We start from the raw sequence: 14,763 nt of genomic DNA on the forward strand, positions 1-14,763 counted from the left end.
TCTGGGGACTCCGTATTGGTTAAGCTGCCACGGACTCGCCAGAGGCGGCCATGATCTGTTCTTTGGTGGCGTCGGGACCGAATTCGGCGCTGATATGGCCCTTGTGCATGACGATGATGCGGTGGGCGATGGACAGGCATTCGCTGACTTCGGAGGTCGAATAGAGCACGGCGAGCCCGTCTCGGGCACGCTCGGCAAGCAGGCGGAACACCTCGGCCTTGGCACCGATGTCGATGCCGCGGCTGGGTTCGTCCAACATGATGACGGTGGGGTGGGTGGCCAGCATCTTGCCGATCACGACCTTCTGCTGGTTCCCGCCCGAGAGCGACCCGATCGCCGCCCCGCCGCCATCGGTTTTCACCGTGACATCGCGGATGGTGTCGTCAATCAACCGGCTCTCGTCCTTGCGAGAGGTAAAGAGCCCCCGCGTGAAATTCCGGATCGATGCCAGCGAAAGGTTCTGCCCCACGCTCATGGTCTGCACGAGGCCGTCGCGCTGACGGTCCTCGGGCACCAGACACAGGCCGGATTCGATGCGTTGGGCAATGGTCAGGTGGCTAACCTCGTGCCCGTGCAGGCGGATGGCGCCGCCGGCCTTGGACAGACGGCCCGCCACGGTTTCCATCAGCTCGGTCCGACCGGCGCCCATCAGGCCATAGATGCAAACGATCTCACCAGCTTTGATGTCCAGCGACAGGTTGTCGACGACAGCAAAGCCTGCGCCAGCCTCGTCCATCACGGTCAGGTTCTGGATCGACAGGGCAGGGGCGCCGAAATCATAGCCCTCGGGCGGGGAGCCTAGATCAAAGTTCTCGCCGACCATGTTGCGGACGATCCATTCCAGATCAATTTCGGCGCGGGGGGCATAGGCGGTCATGTTGCCATCGCGCAGAACCACGGCGTGGTCGGTGATGGTCAGCGCCTCTTCGAGGTGGTGCGAGATGTAGACGATGGACACGCCGCGGCTGGTCAGGTCTCGGATAACCTTGAACAGCACTTCCACCTCTGTCGCGGACAGGGCCGAGGTCGGCTCGTCCATGATCAGGATGCGCGATTTGACCGACAGAGCACGGGCGATTTCCACGATCTGCTGCTGGCCCAGACGCAATTCCTCGACCGGGGTGAGGGGATCGATGTCCTCTTCCAGTTCCTCCAGCAGCAGGCGGGTCAGACGCTCTTCTTCGGCATAGTCCACGGCCGAGGGGGTGCGGATTTCACGCCCCAAGAAGATGTTGTCCCGCACGTTCATGTTGGTGGCGAGGCTGAGTTCCTGGTGGATGATCGAAATCCCCAGCGCCTGCGCGTGGCTCGACGAATGGAAGCTGACCGGCTGACCGTCCAGCAGGATTTTCCCCGTGGTCGGCTGGATGACGCCCGACAGGATCTTCATCAGGGTGGACTTACCCGCGCCATTCTCGCCGAACAGGGTGGTGACCTGCCCGCGGTGGATGTCAAAGTTCACACCTTTCAGCGCGTGGACGCTGCCATAGGACTTGGCCACATTGCGGGCGGCCAGAACGACCTCGCGCGTGTCGGGTTTTGCCTGAGGGATATCGTTCATTTGACCGACAGCTCCACGGGCGTGACCAGCCAGTTCTTGGCGCTCATCATGGTAAAGACGCCGGTGACCTCGACGGTCTTGCCGGTCAGGGTGTCGCGATCCAGATCGGCCAGCACGTCGGCCTTCATGGCGTTGTTAATGCCCGCGCCTGCGTTCTGGTATTCGATCTGGTTGGTGAAATCGCCAAAGGCGATGGTGCCGGTGGCGTCACGAAGATCGGTGCCGTTCACGGCGGGGCCGGTCTGGACGCGGACCTTGGCGTCCTGCATCCCGTCGATGGCCACATAGAAGGTGCCGGATTTGCCTTCGCCGACGACACCTCTGAATTTCACGGGCATCACGGGGGCGATCCCGGCCATCACGCCGTACCTCTCGCCCGCGGCTTTCTTGTCTGCGGTGGCCGCGTCGAACAGGGTCTTGGCGTCAACTGCGTGCTCGACCACATAGCTGCGAATTTCGGGGAACTTCTCGGCCCCGAACCGCTCGGGCGAGAATCCCTGCTGGCGGGCGTCCTGCTCGGACCCGATGCGAACAACGGTGGTATCGAGGGCAATCGCCCCCAGAACGGCCAGACATAGCGCCCCCATAATGATCGGAGTGCGCTTGCTAGGGCGGGCCAAATGACCCGAGGCTTCGGACTGATAACCCATGTCGGTCGGTCCTTTCACTGGAATGCGTGGATAGGGGCGACGGCCAAGAGAGCCGTGCGAACGGTCACAGGCGCACCGAATGGGCGTATAGGGGCGTGACCCGAGGCGGGCGTATGGTTTGCGTCATGTTTTCCTCCCTCTTCCGACGGGGCCACGCCCTCCACAGCGTATCCGGTCCCATCGGTCACCAACCCGAAGTCGGCGATATAAATGTGTTATAAATCCCACGAATGGGGATATCCCTACGATGGAAATGTGGCGCGCTGCCGGGTCTGACGCGCTGCTTCGGTCTCCGTGATTCCACGGGCGGGGCAGCGGTGTGTCGGTCCGGATCGCGCCGCATCACGATAAAATCCCAATATATTATGGGAAATATCGCGGTATCTCGCGTCGATGGGCCAAGGGATTGCTCCTTTGGTGACCCTGACCTTACATGAAATTTTTTACGGATAAAGAAAAAAATTACATGTACAGATCCGAAATGCTGAGTTATGTCTGTGATAAGAGTGATCGCCCCTAAGGGGTGAAGTAGGTTTTGCGCCTGGTTTGCGGGACTACGGGCCAGAGGAGGGCCCGCCGCCAAGGAGCAGAGAGGAGGGTGACATGCACATGACCCAAGTGGGGTGCATCCGATGAGGGACATCATCATCGGGATCGACGCCGGTACATCGGTGATCAAGGCCGTGGCCTTTGATCTGCGCGGACGCCAGTTGGCGGCCGGTTCGGTGCTGAACCATTACCTGAGTGGGGCCGATGGCTCGGCCTGTCAGTCCTTGGATCAGACATGGGCCGATTGCGTTGCCGCGATCCGTAGCCTCGGGGACAAGCTGCCCGATCTGGCGGCGCGGACGGCGGCAGTGGCCGTGACGGCCCAAGGGGATGGCACTTGGCTGGTGGGGGCGGGGAACCGTCCTGTTTCGAATGCTTGGCTGTGGCTCGATGCGCGGGCCGCGCCGACGGTGCGCGATCTGGCAGCAGGCCCCTTGAACCGTGCGCGGTTCGAGGCAACAGGCACCGGCCTGAACACCTGCCAGCAGGGCACGCAGATGGCCCACATGGATCGTTACGCCCCCGAATTGCTGGATCAGTCGCAGGTCGCTCTGCACTGCAAGGATTGGCTCTACCTGTGCCTGACCGGTGAACAGGCCACCGATCCGTCCGAGGCCAGCTTTACCTTCGGCAACTTCCGCACCCGCCAATACGACGACACGGTGATCGAGGCCTTGGGCCTGTCCCACCGTCGCCACCTGCTGCCCCAGATTATTGACGGCACCCAAGTCACCCATCCGCTGTCCTCCGAGGCCGCCGCGCAAACCGGTCTGTTGGCCGGAACGCCCGTGTCGCTGGGATATGTGGACATGGTGATGACGGCGCTGGGTGCGGGAGTGCATACAGGCACCGTTGGCGCGGCCTGTTCCACCATCGGCTCGACCGGTGTGCACATGCAGGCGAAACGGTCCGGCGACGTGCACCTGAACGCCGAAGGGACGGGGTATGTCATCGCGCTGCCCGTGCCGGATGTGGTCACTCAGGTTCAGACCAATATGGCCGCGACCCTGAACATCGACTGGGCCCTGCGTCTGGCCGCTGATTTGATGAGCGATACCGGCAAGCCCGTGGAATACTCCGATCTGGTCGGCCGGATCGAAGGGTGGGTCAGCCGCGCCAAACCGGGTGCGCTGATCTATCATCCCTATATCTCGGAGGCCGGTGAACGCGGGCCGTTCGTGAACGCCAACGCCCGCGCAGGGTTCGTCGGTCTGGCCGCGCATCACCGCTTTCCCGACATGCTGCGCGCTGTGATCGAAGGGCTGGGGATGGCCGCCCGCGATTGCTATGCCGCGATGAACGCCGAACCGACCGAGCTGCGGATCACCGGTGGCGCGGCCCGTTCGCAGGCGCTACGCCAAATTCTGGCCTCCAGCATCAAGGCCCCCGTGCGCGTGTCCCAGCGCGAAGAGGCGGGCGCGGCGGGCTGTGCGATGATGGCCGCCGTTGCGATCGGCGCCTATGACACGATGGACGATTGCATCGGCGAATGGGTCACCCCGCTGCTGGGGCAGGCCGAACAGCCCGATGCCGATCTGGCCCGCGTCTATGATCAGGTCTTTCCGGCCTATGTCTCGGCGCGGCAGAGCCTGCCTCCGGTTTGGGATGCTCTGCAAGGCGACCCACGCGCCCCGTGGACCAAGGCCACCGACCCCCATGATGAACATACTGAAATGACTTTGGACGCCACCTTTGTGTCCGAAAGGAGCGAGCGATGACCGAGAATATGGTCGATCTGTTTGTAATCGGCGGCGGCATTAACGGCGCCGGCGTGGCGCGGGATGCGGCTGGTCGCGGCCTGTCCGTGGTGCTGTGCGAAAAGGATGACTTGGCCCAAGGGACCTCGTCCCGTTCTGGCAAGCTGGTCCATGGCGGTCTGCGCTATCTGGAATACTACGAGTTCCGCTTGGTCCGCGAGGCGCTGATCGAGCGTGAGGTTCTGATGAACGCCGCGCCGCACATCATCTGGCCGATGCGTTTTGTCCTGCCCCACTCGCCCGATGACCGGCCCGCGTGGCTCGTGCGGTTGGGCCTGTTCCTGTACGATCACCTCGGGGGCCGCAAGAAACTGCCCGGCACCCGCACTCTGAACTTGCGCCGCGACCCCGAGGGCGCGCCGATCATGGATCAGTACACCCGTGGCTTCGAATATTCGGACTGCTGGGTCGATGATGCGCGTCTGGTTGTGCTGAACGCCGTGGACGCCGCCGAACGTGGCGCGACCGTTTTGACCCGCACCGCCTGCACCAGCGCCCGCCGCGAGGATGGCGCGTGGACGATCACCACCCGCAATTCGCTGACCGGTGAGGAACGGACCTTCCGCGCGAAATGTATCGTGAACGCCGCTGGCCCTTGGGTCACCGAAGTGATCAACAATGTGGCCGGTTCGAACTCCAGCCGGAACGTCCGGTTGGTCAAGGGTAGCCACATCATCGTTCCGAAATTCTGGGAGGGGCAACAGGCCTATCTGGTGCAGAACCACGACAAGCGCGTGATCTTCATCAACCCCTACGAAGGGGACAAGGCCCTGATCGGCACCACCGACATCCAGTATGAAGGCCGCGCCGAAGAAGTCACCGCCGACGAGTCCGAGATCGACTACCTGATCAAGGCCGTGAACCGCTACTTCAAGGAAAAGCTCCGGCGCGAGGATGTGATCCGCAGCTTCTCGGGGGTGCGTCCGCTGTTTGATGACGGGCAGGGCAACCCTAGCGCGGTGACCCGAGACTATGTGTTCGACATCGACGACCAGAACGGCGCGGTGATGCTGAACATCTTTGGCGGCAAGATCACCACTTTCCGCGAATTGGCCGAGCGGGGTCTGCACAAGATCGCCGACTACTTCCCGCAGATGAAGGGCGACTGGACCGAACACGCAGCCCTGCCCGGTGGGGACATGCCGAACGCCGATTACGAAGCGTTCCGCGAGAAGATGAAGGCCGACTACCCGTGGATGCCCCGCGCCCTGCGCAAGCATTATGGACGGCTCTACGGTACCCGTATCGCGCAGATCGTGGGCGGGGTCACTGCGCTGGACGGGCTGGGGCGCCATTTCGGCGGCAACCTCTATGAGGCCGAGGCCCGCTATCTGGCCACCCACGAATGGGCCCAAAGCGCCGAGGATATCCTGTGGCGCCGGACCAAACACCGCCTGCACCTGACCGAGGCCGAGCAGGCAGTCTTCTCCGAATGGTTCGAAGCAAACATGGCAAAGGCGGCGTAACCGATGGCTCTGACTCTGTCCCTGAACACCAACCCTTTGGTGAACCGTTTCGCAGACCCCGATGATTTCATCGAGACCGTCGCCCGTGACCTGCGCATCCGCGACCTGCAGTTGACGCACGAGTTCATTAACCCCAGTTGGCAGGCGGGCACCATCCGCCGCCTGACCCGCCAGATGAAGGCCGCGATGGACCGCACCGGCGTGCGCGTGACCAGCGGGATGACCGGCCCCTATGGGCGGCTGAACCACTTTGGCCACCCTGACGCGGATGTGCGCCGCTACTATCTGGACTGGTTCAAAACCTTTGCCGATATCACCGCTGATCTGGGGGGTACCTCGGTCGGGACGCAGTTCGCGATCTTCACCTATCAGGATTACGACAACCCGAACCGCCGCGAAGATCTGATCAAGATTGCCATCGACTGCTGGGCCCAAGTGGCCGAGCACGCCAAGGGCGCGGGCCTCGATTATGTGTTCTGGGAACCCATGAGCATCGGTCGCGAATTCGGCGAGACCATCGCCGAGTGCATGAAGCTGCAGGACCGTCTGACCGCCACCGATATGGCGATCCCCATGTGGATGATGGCGGACATCGACCATGGCGACGTGACCAGCGACAACCCCGATGACTTCGACCCCTATGCGTGGGCGCGGGCCGTGCCAAAGGTTAGCCCGATTATCCACATCAAGCAGTCGCTGATGGACAAAGGGGGGCACCGTCCCTTTACCGCTGCGTTCAACGCCAAGGGGCGCATTCAGCCAGAACCCCTCCTGGCGGCCTTTGCCGAAGGGGGCGCGCAGGACAACGAAATCTGCCTCGAGCTGTCCTTCAAAGAGCGAGAGCCCAACGACCGCGAAGTGATCCCGCAGATCGCCGAAAGCGTCGCCTTCTGGGCCCCGCATATCGATACAGGTGTGCAGGATCTGCACATTTAACACCGACGCTACGACGTTTGCCGCATTTGTCGCGAAAAAGTCGCCTGTGGCGCTTGCACTTGCCCTTCGCCGCGGGCACATCTGTACTGTTCTCAGGGCGGGGTGAAATTCCCCACCGGCGGTGATAGCCCGCGAGCGCCTGCCACAGCGGCAGGGTCTAGCAGATCCGGTGAAATTCCGGGGCCGACGGTTAAAGTCCGGATGGAAGAGGATGGTCAGTGGTGCCGCTACGTGCGGGGCCAGTGGCTTCTATCGCCTTGGGACCATTTGATAATACCAAGGATGGTTCCATGACTGAAAAACTGAATATCGCCTTCATCAAAGCACGTTGGCACTCGGACATCGTCGATCAGGCGCTGGTCGGGTTCAAAGCTGATATGGATGCGTCGGGCGTCGCTTATGACGTGACCGCAATCGACGTGCCCGGTGCGTTTGAAATGCCCTTGCTGGCCAAAAAGCTGGGAGAAAGCGGCAAATACGACGCGATCGTCTGTGCGGCCTTGGTCGTTGATGGCGGCATCTACCGCCACGATTTCGTTGCCCAAGCCGTTGTGTCGGGCCTGATGGACGCTCAGATGGCAACCGGCGTGCCGACCTACTCGGTCTCGCTGACCCCGCACCACTTCCAGCCGTCGAAGGAGCACACCGGCTTCTACTTCGACCATTTCGTCAAGAAGGGCGCCGAGGCGGCGCAGGCGGTCCGGATGGTCGCGGAAATCCAGATCTAAAGACTTCGGCGGGGTGGCAAAGCGATTTGCCACCCTGTTTTCTGTCATGCCAGTGCTGTAAGATGGTTCGTGACCTGTAAAAAATAACAAAGCATCCGGGGGACATCATGGCCAGAGGCACCGCAAACGACGAAGCAGAGATGTCTATGGCGATCCGCGCCGCTTGGCTGCATTACGCGGGCGGGCACACGCAGGCCGCTGTCGCGAAAAAGCTTGGTATCCCGTCGGTCAAAGCCCATCGCCTGATTGCCCGCGCCGTGGCCGAAGGGGCGGTGAAGGTCACCGTCGAAGGAGACATCGTAGAATGTGTCGACCTTGAGGTTCGGTTGGCCGAGAAGTTCGGGCTGGAGTTCTGCGAGGTGGCCCCCGACTTGGGCGAAGAGGGGCTGCCCCTGCGCGCGCTCGGGCTGGTCGGGGCCAGCTATCTGAAGCGCGAGTTGGAGCGGGGCGAGTATAACGTGATCGGTCTGGCCCACGGGCGGACCTTGGCGGCGGCGGTGCAGTTGTTGCCTCGGATGGATACGGGCGATCAGCGCTTTGTCTCCCTGCTGGGTGGCCTGACCCGCAACTTTGCCGCCAACCCCCACGAGGTGATGCACAAACTGGCCGAGAAAACCGGCGCGCCGGCGTATATGATGCCGGTGCCGTTCTTTGCCAACACGGTCGAGGATCGCGAGGTCATGCTGACCCAGCGCGGTGTGTCCGAAGTGTTCGAGATGGCCAACAAGGCCGATCTGAAATTCGTAGGCATCGGCACCGTCGAGGCGGGCGCGCAGCTGGTCAATTCCGGCATGATCGAGCCCCAAGAGATCACCCAGATCGCCGCCGCAGGCGGGCGGGGCGAGATGCTGGGGCATTTCTATAACGCCGAAGGCCAAGTGATGGAGACGGACCTGACCCAGCGCACTTTGGGCGCGCGGGTGAATGACGGGGATTGTGTGGTCGCCATCGCTGGCGGTCCGGGCAAGGTCGAGGCCATCGCCGCGATCCTGCACAGCGGCCAGCTGAATGGCCTGATCACCGACGAGATGACAGCCCGCGCCTTGTTGGCGTAACCGTCCCGACAGGATGACCAAAAGGAAAAGCGGCCCGAGGGCCGCTTTGCTGTTTTCTTGGATTGTCGCCCGAAATTACAGGACCGACTGACCGGTTGCGGCCCAATCCTTGGCGAACTGCTCCAGACCTTTTTCGGTCAGAACGTGCTTGGCCAGACCCTTGATCACGGCAGGGGGGATGGTCGCAACGTCTGCGCCAACCAGAGCCGCATCTTTGACGTGGTTGGGGGTGCGGATCGACGCGGCCAGGATTTCGGTCTCGAAGCCGTAGTTGTCGTAGATGTCACGGATTTCCGAGATCAGCTCCATGCCGTCGATGTTGATGTCATCGAGACGGCCGATGAAGGGGCTGATGTAGGTCGCGCCTGCTTTGGCAGCCAGCAGCGCCTGGTTTGCGCTGAAGCACAGGGTCACGTTGGTTTTGATGCCCTTCTGCGAGAAGTAGCGGCATGCCTTCAGACCATCGAGGGTCAGCGGCAGCTTGATCACGACGTTGTCGGCGATCTTGGCCAGGTGCTCGCCTTCGGCAACCATGCCGTCGTAGTCCATGGCTGCGACTTCGGCAGAGACGGGGCCCTCGACCAGAGCGCAGATTTCCGCGATCACTTCTTTGAAGTCACGGCCCGACTTGGCGATCAGGCTGGGGTTGGTGGTGACACCGTCCAGCAGACCGTAGTCGTTCAGTTCTTTAATGTCCTCGACAACAGCGGTATCGACGAAGAATTTCATGGGCTTTCTCCTGATTAGGCGGTCAGTGCGGTTGCACGGGCGACGATCGCCTCTTTGGTAATTCCGAATTGCTCGTACAGCTCCTCTGCCGGAGCCGACGCGCCGAAGCTGGTCATGCCGATCACATCGTCTTCGCTGGCCACATAGCGGGTCCAACCGAACTTGGCTGCGGCCTCGATGGCGATACGCGGAGCATTGCCCAGAGTCGCGGCCTTATAATCATCATCTTGGGCTTCGAACAACTCCCAGCTTGGCATCGACACAACTGCTACCGATTTTCCGGCCTCATGCAGGGCTTCGGCAGCCTCGACGGCCAAGGCAACTTCGGTGCCGGTGGCGATCAGGGTGACATCGCGCCCCTCGCCAAATTGGCGGAGGACGTAGGCGCCTTTTTCGGACAGGTTCTCACCAGTTTCCTCGAGGCGCAGTTGCGGCACGCCCTGACGGGACAGGGCCAGCAGCGACGGGGTCTTGGCGCTGCGCATGGCGATGTCCCAGCATTCCAGCGTTTCCACCACGTCCGCAGGGCGGAAGGTGTAGAGGTTCGGCATAGCGCGCAGCGAGGCCAGATGTTCGACCGGCTGGTGGGTCGGGCCGTCTTCGCCAAGGCCGATCGAGTCGTGGGTCATTACGTAAACGGTCGGGATCTCCATCAGCGCGGACAGGCGGATCGCGTTGCGGACATAGTCCGAGAACACCATGAAGGTGCCGCCATAGGGGCGCAGGCCGCCGTGGACCAGCATACCGTTCATGGCCGCGCCCATCGCGAATTCACGCACGCCGTAGCCAACATAGCGGCCCGATTTCGCTGCAGTGAACTGGCTGTTGACCGCAGGCACACGGGTCAGGTTCGAGCCGGTCAGGTCCGCCGAGCCGCCGATCATTTCAGGCAGGACGGGGGTGATGGCCTCGAGCGCGATCTGGCTGGCCTTGCGGGTCGCGACCTTTTGCGGGTTCGCGAACAGGGCGGCGCGGGCCTTGGCGATGGCGGTCTTGTAGGCGTCGGGCAACTGGCCGGTCAGGCGGCGGCTGAACTCGGTGCGGGTGGCGGTGTCTTTGCTGGCAAGGCGGGCTTCCCACGCCTGACGGGCATCCGCGCCACGAGAGCCAATGGCGCGCCACTGGTCCAGCAGGGCCGCAGGGATTTCAAACGGTGCGTTGTCCCAGCCCAAGGCCGCTTTGGTCGCCGCCGCTTCGTCCGCGCCAAGGGGCGAGCCGTGCGAGCTGGCAGTGCCTGCCTTTTTCGGGGAGCCGAAGCCGATGACGGTCTTCATCGCGATCAGGCTGGGTTTCGCGGTTTCCGCTTTGGCTGCGGTGATCGCGGCATCCAGTTCTGCGGGGTTGTGGCCGTCGCAGGACTGGACGTGCCAGCCGCAAGCGGCCAGACGGGCAGGGATATCTTCGCTGAAGGACACCGAGGTCGGGCCGTCAATGGTGATCTCGTTGTCATCGTAGAGCACGATCAGCTTGCCGAGGCCAAGGTGACCGGCCAGCGAAATCGCCTCTTGGCCGATGCCCTCTTGCAGGCAGCCGTCACCAAGGAAAACGTAGGTGTGGTGATCGACAACATCGCTGCCGAATTCGTCGGCCAGACGGCGCTCTGCCATGGCCATGCCGACGGCGTTCGCAATGCCTTGGCCAAGGGGGCCGGTGGTGGTCTCGATCCCTTTGGCATGGCCGTATTCGGGGTGGCCTGCGGTGATCGCGCCCTTTTGGCGGAAGTTCTTGATCTGCTCCAGCGTCATGTCCGCATAGCCGCTCAGGTGCAGCAGCGAATAGAGCAGCATCGACGCGTGGCCGTTCGACAGCACAACGCGGTCACGGTCGGGCCAATCGGGGTTGGTTGCATCGAATTTCAGGTGATTCTTGAACAGCACGGTCGCTGCATCGGCCATCCCCATGGGCGCGCCGGGGTGGCCGGAGTTCGCAGCCTCGACCGCGTCGATCGACAGGGCGCGAATGCAGTTGGCCAGAGCAAAGGTTTCGGGATCAATCGCAGCCTTTTCGGCCACCAGAACGTCTTTGGGCATGGGAATCCTCCTTCGTTGTGGTGGGTGTTAGCGCCCAAAATGAATCGTAACAACATAAAATCACAAAATCACAAAAAATGTGTTGATCATGTTATGTTTGATGTTACGACTGCATCCGACGCTACACTGGGGTATTTGATCCCAAAGTGAAGCAGACGAAGGTTAGAGCGATGAAACGCGACGAGCGCCAACAAGCGATCATGGACCTGCTGGTCGAGCAGGGATCGGTGGATCTGGATGATCTGGCGACGCGCTTTGTTGTGTCGAAAATGACCATCCACCGCGATCTGGACGAGCTGGAGCAAGCGGGCGTTCTGCGCAAAATCCGAGGCGGCGCCACGACCGAGGCAGGCACCCAGTTCGAATCCGATTTTCGGTTCCGCGAACGGCGCAGCGGCGCGTCCAAGGACCGGATGACGACCGAGGCGCTGAAGCTGGTCGAGCCGGGCATGACCGTCATGGTCAACGATGGATCGACCGCCGCCGTTCTGGGCCGCCGTCTGGTGGAAAAGCGGCCGCTGACCGTGATCACCAACAACGCGGCTGTGATTGACGCCCTGCGGGATGAGGCGGGCATCACCCTGATCGCCCTTGGCGGGACCTATTCGGCCAAGTTCAACGCCTATTTCGGGGTGGTGACAGAGTGCGCGCTGGAACGGCTGCGGGCGGACATCGCCTTTATCTCGGTCCCGGCTGTCTCGGGGATGCAGGCGTTTCACATGGATGACGAGGTCGTGCGGGCCAAGCGCGCCATGCAGGCCTCGGCCACCCAAAGCTGCCTTCTGGTGAACCACGCCCGCTTTGACCGCACGGCGCTGCACAAGCTGTGCGACCTGACCGACTATGCCGCGATTATCACCGATGACACCCCCTCTGACGCGGCGCGGGATGCGCTGACGGCGGGCGGGGTGACCCTGACCATTGCCAACTAAAGGACACTGACATGACCGCCCCATTCTGGATCGGCACAAGCTGGAAAATGAACAAAACCCTCGCCGAGGCGATGGTCTTTGCCGAGGCTCTGGCCGCCGCAGATGGCGGGCGCGACGAACGCATCCAGCGCTTTGTGATCCCTTCGTTCACCAACGTCCGTCAGGTCAAAGACGTGCTGGCAGGAACCTCGGTGAAGGTGGGCGCGCAGAACATGCACTGGGCCGATCAGGGCGCGTGGACCGGCGAAGTGTCGCCCTTGATGCTGAGGGACTGTAACCTCGACATCGTCGAACTCGGCCATTCCGAGCGCCGCGAGCATTTCGGCGAGACCGACGAAACCGTTGGTTTGAAAACCGAAGCCGCCGTGCGTCACGGACTGATCCCGCTGATCTGCATTGGCGAAACCCTGCCCGAACGCGAAGCAGGCCGCGCCGCCGAAGTGCTGGAAACGCAGGTCCGCGGTGCCTTGGGCAAGCTGTCGGACGAGCAGAAACAGGCACCGATCCTGCTGGCCTATGAACCCGTCTGGGCCATCGGCGAGAACGGCATCCCCGCGACCTCGGACTATGCCGATGACCGTCAGGCCGAAATCATTGCCGTTGCGCAGGACGTTCTGGGCCGCCGCATCCCCTGCCTTTATGGCGGGTCGGTAAACCCAGGAAATTGCGAAGAACTCATCACTTGCCCGCATATCGACGGGCTGTTTATCGGCCGCAGCGCGTGGAACGTCGAAGGGTACCTCGACATTCTTGCGAAATGCGCGGCCAAGATTTGATCCCAGAGGAGAGATCCACATGAAAGTTGCAGTAGCAGGCGATAGCGCGGGCGAAGGTCTGGCCAAAGTTCTGGCCGATTACCTTGGCGACAAATACGAAGTGTCCGAAGTTTCGCGCACCGACGAAGGCCCCGATGCCTTTTATGCGAACCTGTCGGACCGTGTGGCCAACGGCGTTCTGGATGGCACCTATGACCGTGCGATCCTGTGCTGTGGCACCGGCATCGGTGTGTGTCTGTCGGCAAACAAAGTGCCCGGCATCCGCGCCGCGCAGACCCACGACACCTACTCGGCCGAGCGCGCAGCCCTGTCGAACAACGCGCAGATCATCACCATGGGTGCGCGTGTGATCGGTTCGGAACTGGCCAAGGCGATTGCCGATGCGTTCCTGTCCAACAGCTTTGATGAAAACGGCCGTTCGGCCAGCAACGTCAACGCGATCAACGATCTGGACGTGAAATACCGCAAGTAACTCCCAAGGCTTGCGATATCGAGGCGCGGCACCTTCCCAACAGGTGCCGCGCCTTTTTTATTACTTCTCGGCGTCCATGCAGCGCAGGTAGGCCTCGACCTCTTCTTTGGCGCCGAAGATCAGGGCCGAATGCTCGTGACCGTCGGTCGCGACTTTGTCGAGGATCGGCTGGTGGCCATCGGTGGCCAGACCGCCCGCGGCCTTCATCAGATAGGCCATCGGCATCGCCTCATAGACCAGACGCAGGCGGCCGTTTTCATAGCCCTCGCGGCGGTCACCGGGATAGAGGAACATGCCCCCCTGCAGCAGGATGCGGTGCAGGTCGCCCACGGCGGCTGCGGGCCAGCGCATGTTATAGTTCTTGCCGCGCGGGCCGTCCTTGCCTGCCAGAATCTCGTCGATATAGGCGGTCATGCCTGCGCCCCAGTGGCGGGCGTTGGATGCGTTGTAGGCGATGACTTTGGTGTCGGGCGCGATGGTCACATTCTCGGCCGAGACGCGCAGCATGTCGCTGGCGCGGTCATAGACGGCGATGGTCACGCCTTCGTCCATGGCAAAGCCGAAGTCCAGCGAATGGCCGAACGACGCATAGCCCGCCGCGACGATGGTGTGACCGTCCTGAAGGAAGCCTTTGTCCGAGGCGGGAACCACGGTGAACAGCATGCCCAGGATCGCGCCAACGCCGATGCTGCCCGACCCGTCGATGGGGTCGATGGCGACGTCATAGGCGCCGTCTTCGTTCAGGGTCAGGACTTCTTCGGATTCCTCGGACAGCATCAGGCGCACGCCTGCGGCCTTCAGGACATCGACCATGTAGACATGGGTGCCCAGATCCAGCGCCTTTTGCTTGTCTCCGCTTTCGTTGACCCCCACGATGGCCGCCGGATCACCATAGAGAGCCCCTGCTGCCAGACGGTCCGCGATAGGCATCAGCGAATCCGCGATGGCCTGAATGATCTGCGCGGGCCCCGAGCGGCGCGCCAGATAATCGTTCAGCGGCTCTGCGGTACAGGCGGTGTGGTTGGTCAATTCCAGCATAGTGAACCCTTCTAGAAATCCTCTGGGGGCTCAAAACACATGCGCCCCGAACATCGTCGCGACACTAGCCATAGAACGGCATTG

13 protein-coding genes and 1 riboswitch are annotated in these 14,763 nt (G+C 62.2%); of the genes, 8 read left to right on the forward strand and 5 right to left on the reverse strand.

The window, feature by feature from the left end; translation table 11 throughout:
• Positions 1-19: 19 nt before the first annotated feature.
• Together HJ536_RS16945 and HJ536_RS16950 are read right to left on the reverse strand one after the other, a co-directional pair.
• On the reverse strand, positions 20-1,561 hold the full coding sequence (locus HJ536_RS16945; protein ID WP_177158640.1) for a sugar ABC transporter ATP-binding protein: 1,542 nt from the start codon (positions 1,559-1,561) through the stop codon (positions 20-22).
• Positions 1,558-2,211: a DUF2291 family protein gene (locus HJ536_RS16950; protein ID WP_177158641.1), complete on the reverse strand. Its 654-nt coding sequence runs from the start codon at positions 2,209-2,211 to the stop codon at positions 1,558-1,560. The genes HJ536_RS16945 and HJ536_RS16950 overlap by 4 nt, the downstream gene beginning before the upstream one ends.
• A 632-nt stretch (positions 2,212-2,843) precedes the next feature.
• Here HJ536_RS16950 and HJ536_RS16955 point away from each other — a divergent pair.
• The 5 genes from HJ536_RS16955 (at position 2,844) to HJ536_RS16975 (ending at position 8,702) form a co-directional block, all read left to right on the forward strand.
• Positions 2,844-4,478: an FGGY-family carbohydrate kinase gene (locus tag HJ536_RS16955; RefSeq protein WP_177158642.1), complete on the forward strand. Its 1,635-nt coding sequence runs from the start codon at positions 2,844-2,846 to the stop codon at positions 4,476-4,478.
• On the forward strand, positions 4,475-5,983 hold the full coding sequence (locus HJ536_RS16960) for a glycerol-3-phosphate dehydrogenase (protein WP_177158643.1): 1,509 nt from the start codon (positions 4,475-4,477) through the stop codon (positions 5,981-5,983). Before HJ536_RS16955 ends, HJ536_RS16960 begins: the two co-directional genes overlap by 4 nt.
• 3 nt (positions 5,984-5,986) lie before the next feature.
• Positions 5,987-6,919: a sugar phosphate isomerase/epimerase family protein gene (locus HJ536_RS16965; RefSeq protein ID WP_177158644.1), complete on the forward strand. Its 933-nt coding sequence runs from the start codon at positions 5,987-5,989 to the stop codon at positions 6,917-6,919.
• Positions 6,920-7,003: 84 nt separating this feature from the next.
• Positions 7,004-7,136: riboswitch (FMN riboswitch) on the forward strand.
• A gap of 73 nt (positions 7,137-7,209) precedes the next feature.
• Positions 7,210-7,647: a 6,7-dimethyl-8-ribityllumazine synthase gene (locus HJ536_RS16970; protein WP_177158645.1), complete on the forward strand. Its 438-nt coding sequence runs from the start codon at positions 7,210-7,212 to the stop codon at positions 7,645-7,647.
• Between the two features lie 107 nt (positions 7,648-7,754).
• On the forward strand, positions 7,755-8,702 hold the full coding sequence (locus HJ536_RS16975; protein WP_177158646.1) for a sugar-binding transcriptional regulator: 948 nt from the start codon (positions 7,755-7,757) through the stop codon (positions 8,700-8,702).
• A gap of 75 nt (positions 8,703-8,777) precedes the next feature.
• On the opposite strand, the gene fsa is transcribed toward HJ536_RS16975, so the two are convergent.
• Both fsa and tkt read right to left on the reverse strand, forming a co-directional pair.
• A complete protein-coding gene (gene fsa, locus HJ536_RS16980) occupies positions 8,778-9,431 on the reverse strand; it encodes a fructose-6-phosphate aldolase (protein ID WP_177158647.1) in 654 nt (217 codons plus the stop codon).
• A 14-nt stretch (positions 9,432-9,445) separates the two neighbouring features.
• Positions 9,446-11,461, reverse strand: coding sequence for a transketolase (gene tkt, locus HJ536_RS16985; RefSeq protein ID WP_177158648.1), 2,016 nt, complete (start codon positions 11,459-11,461; stop codon positions 9,446-9,448).
• Between the two features lie 170 nt (positions 11,462-11,631).
• Between tkt and HJ536_RS16990 the strand changes: the two genes are divergently transcribed.
• The 3 genes from HJ536_RS16990 to derI are packed head-to-tail and all read left to right on the forward strand — an operon-like array spanning position 11,632 to position 13,641.
• A complete protein-coding gene (locus tag HJ536_RS16990; protein ID WP_177158649.1) occupies positions 11,632-12,393 on the forward strand; it encodes a DeoR/GlpR family DNA-binding transcription regulator in 762 nt (253 codons plus the stop codon).
• 11 nt (positions 12,394-12,404) lie between these two features.
• Entirely contained in the window at positions 12,405-13,169 is a 765-nt protein-coding gene (locus HJ536_RS16995; protein WP_177158650.1) for a triose-phosphate isomerase, read from the forward strand.
• A 19-nt stretch (positions 13,170-13,188) separates the two neighbouring features.
• Positions 13,189-13,641, forward strand: a complete 453-nt coding sequence (derI, locus tag HJ536_RS17000) for a D-erythrulose-4-phosphate isomerase (protein ID WP_176856138.1) — start codon at positions 13,189-13,191, stop codon at positions 13,639-13,641.
• A 60-nt stretch (positions 13,642-13,701) separates the two neighbouring features.
• Here derI and HJ536_RS17005 read toward each other — a convergent pair whose 3' ends face one another.
• A complete protein-coding gene (locus HJ536_RS17005; protein ID WP_176856139.1) occupies positions 13,702-14,679 on the reverse strand; it encodes a class 1 fructose-bisphosphatase in 978 nt (325 codons plus the stop codon).
• Between the last annotated feature and the right edge of the window lie 84 nt (positions 14,680-14,763).

It is taken from the genome of Donghicola mangrovi (assembly GCF_013377535.1).
In the GTDB taxonomy this organism is placed as follows: Bacteria; Pseudomonadota; Alphaproteobacteria; order Rhodobacterales; family Rhodobacteraceae; genus Donghicola; species Donghicola mangrovi.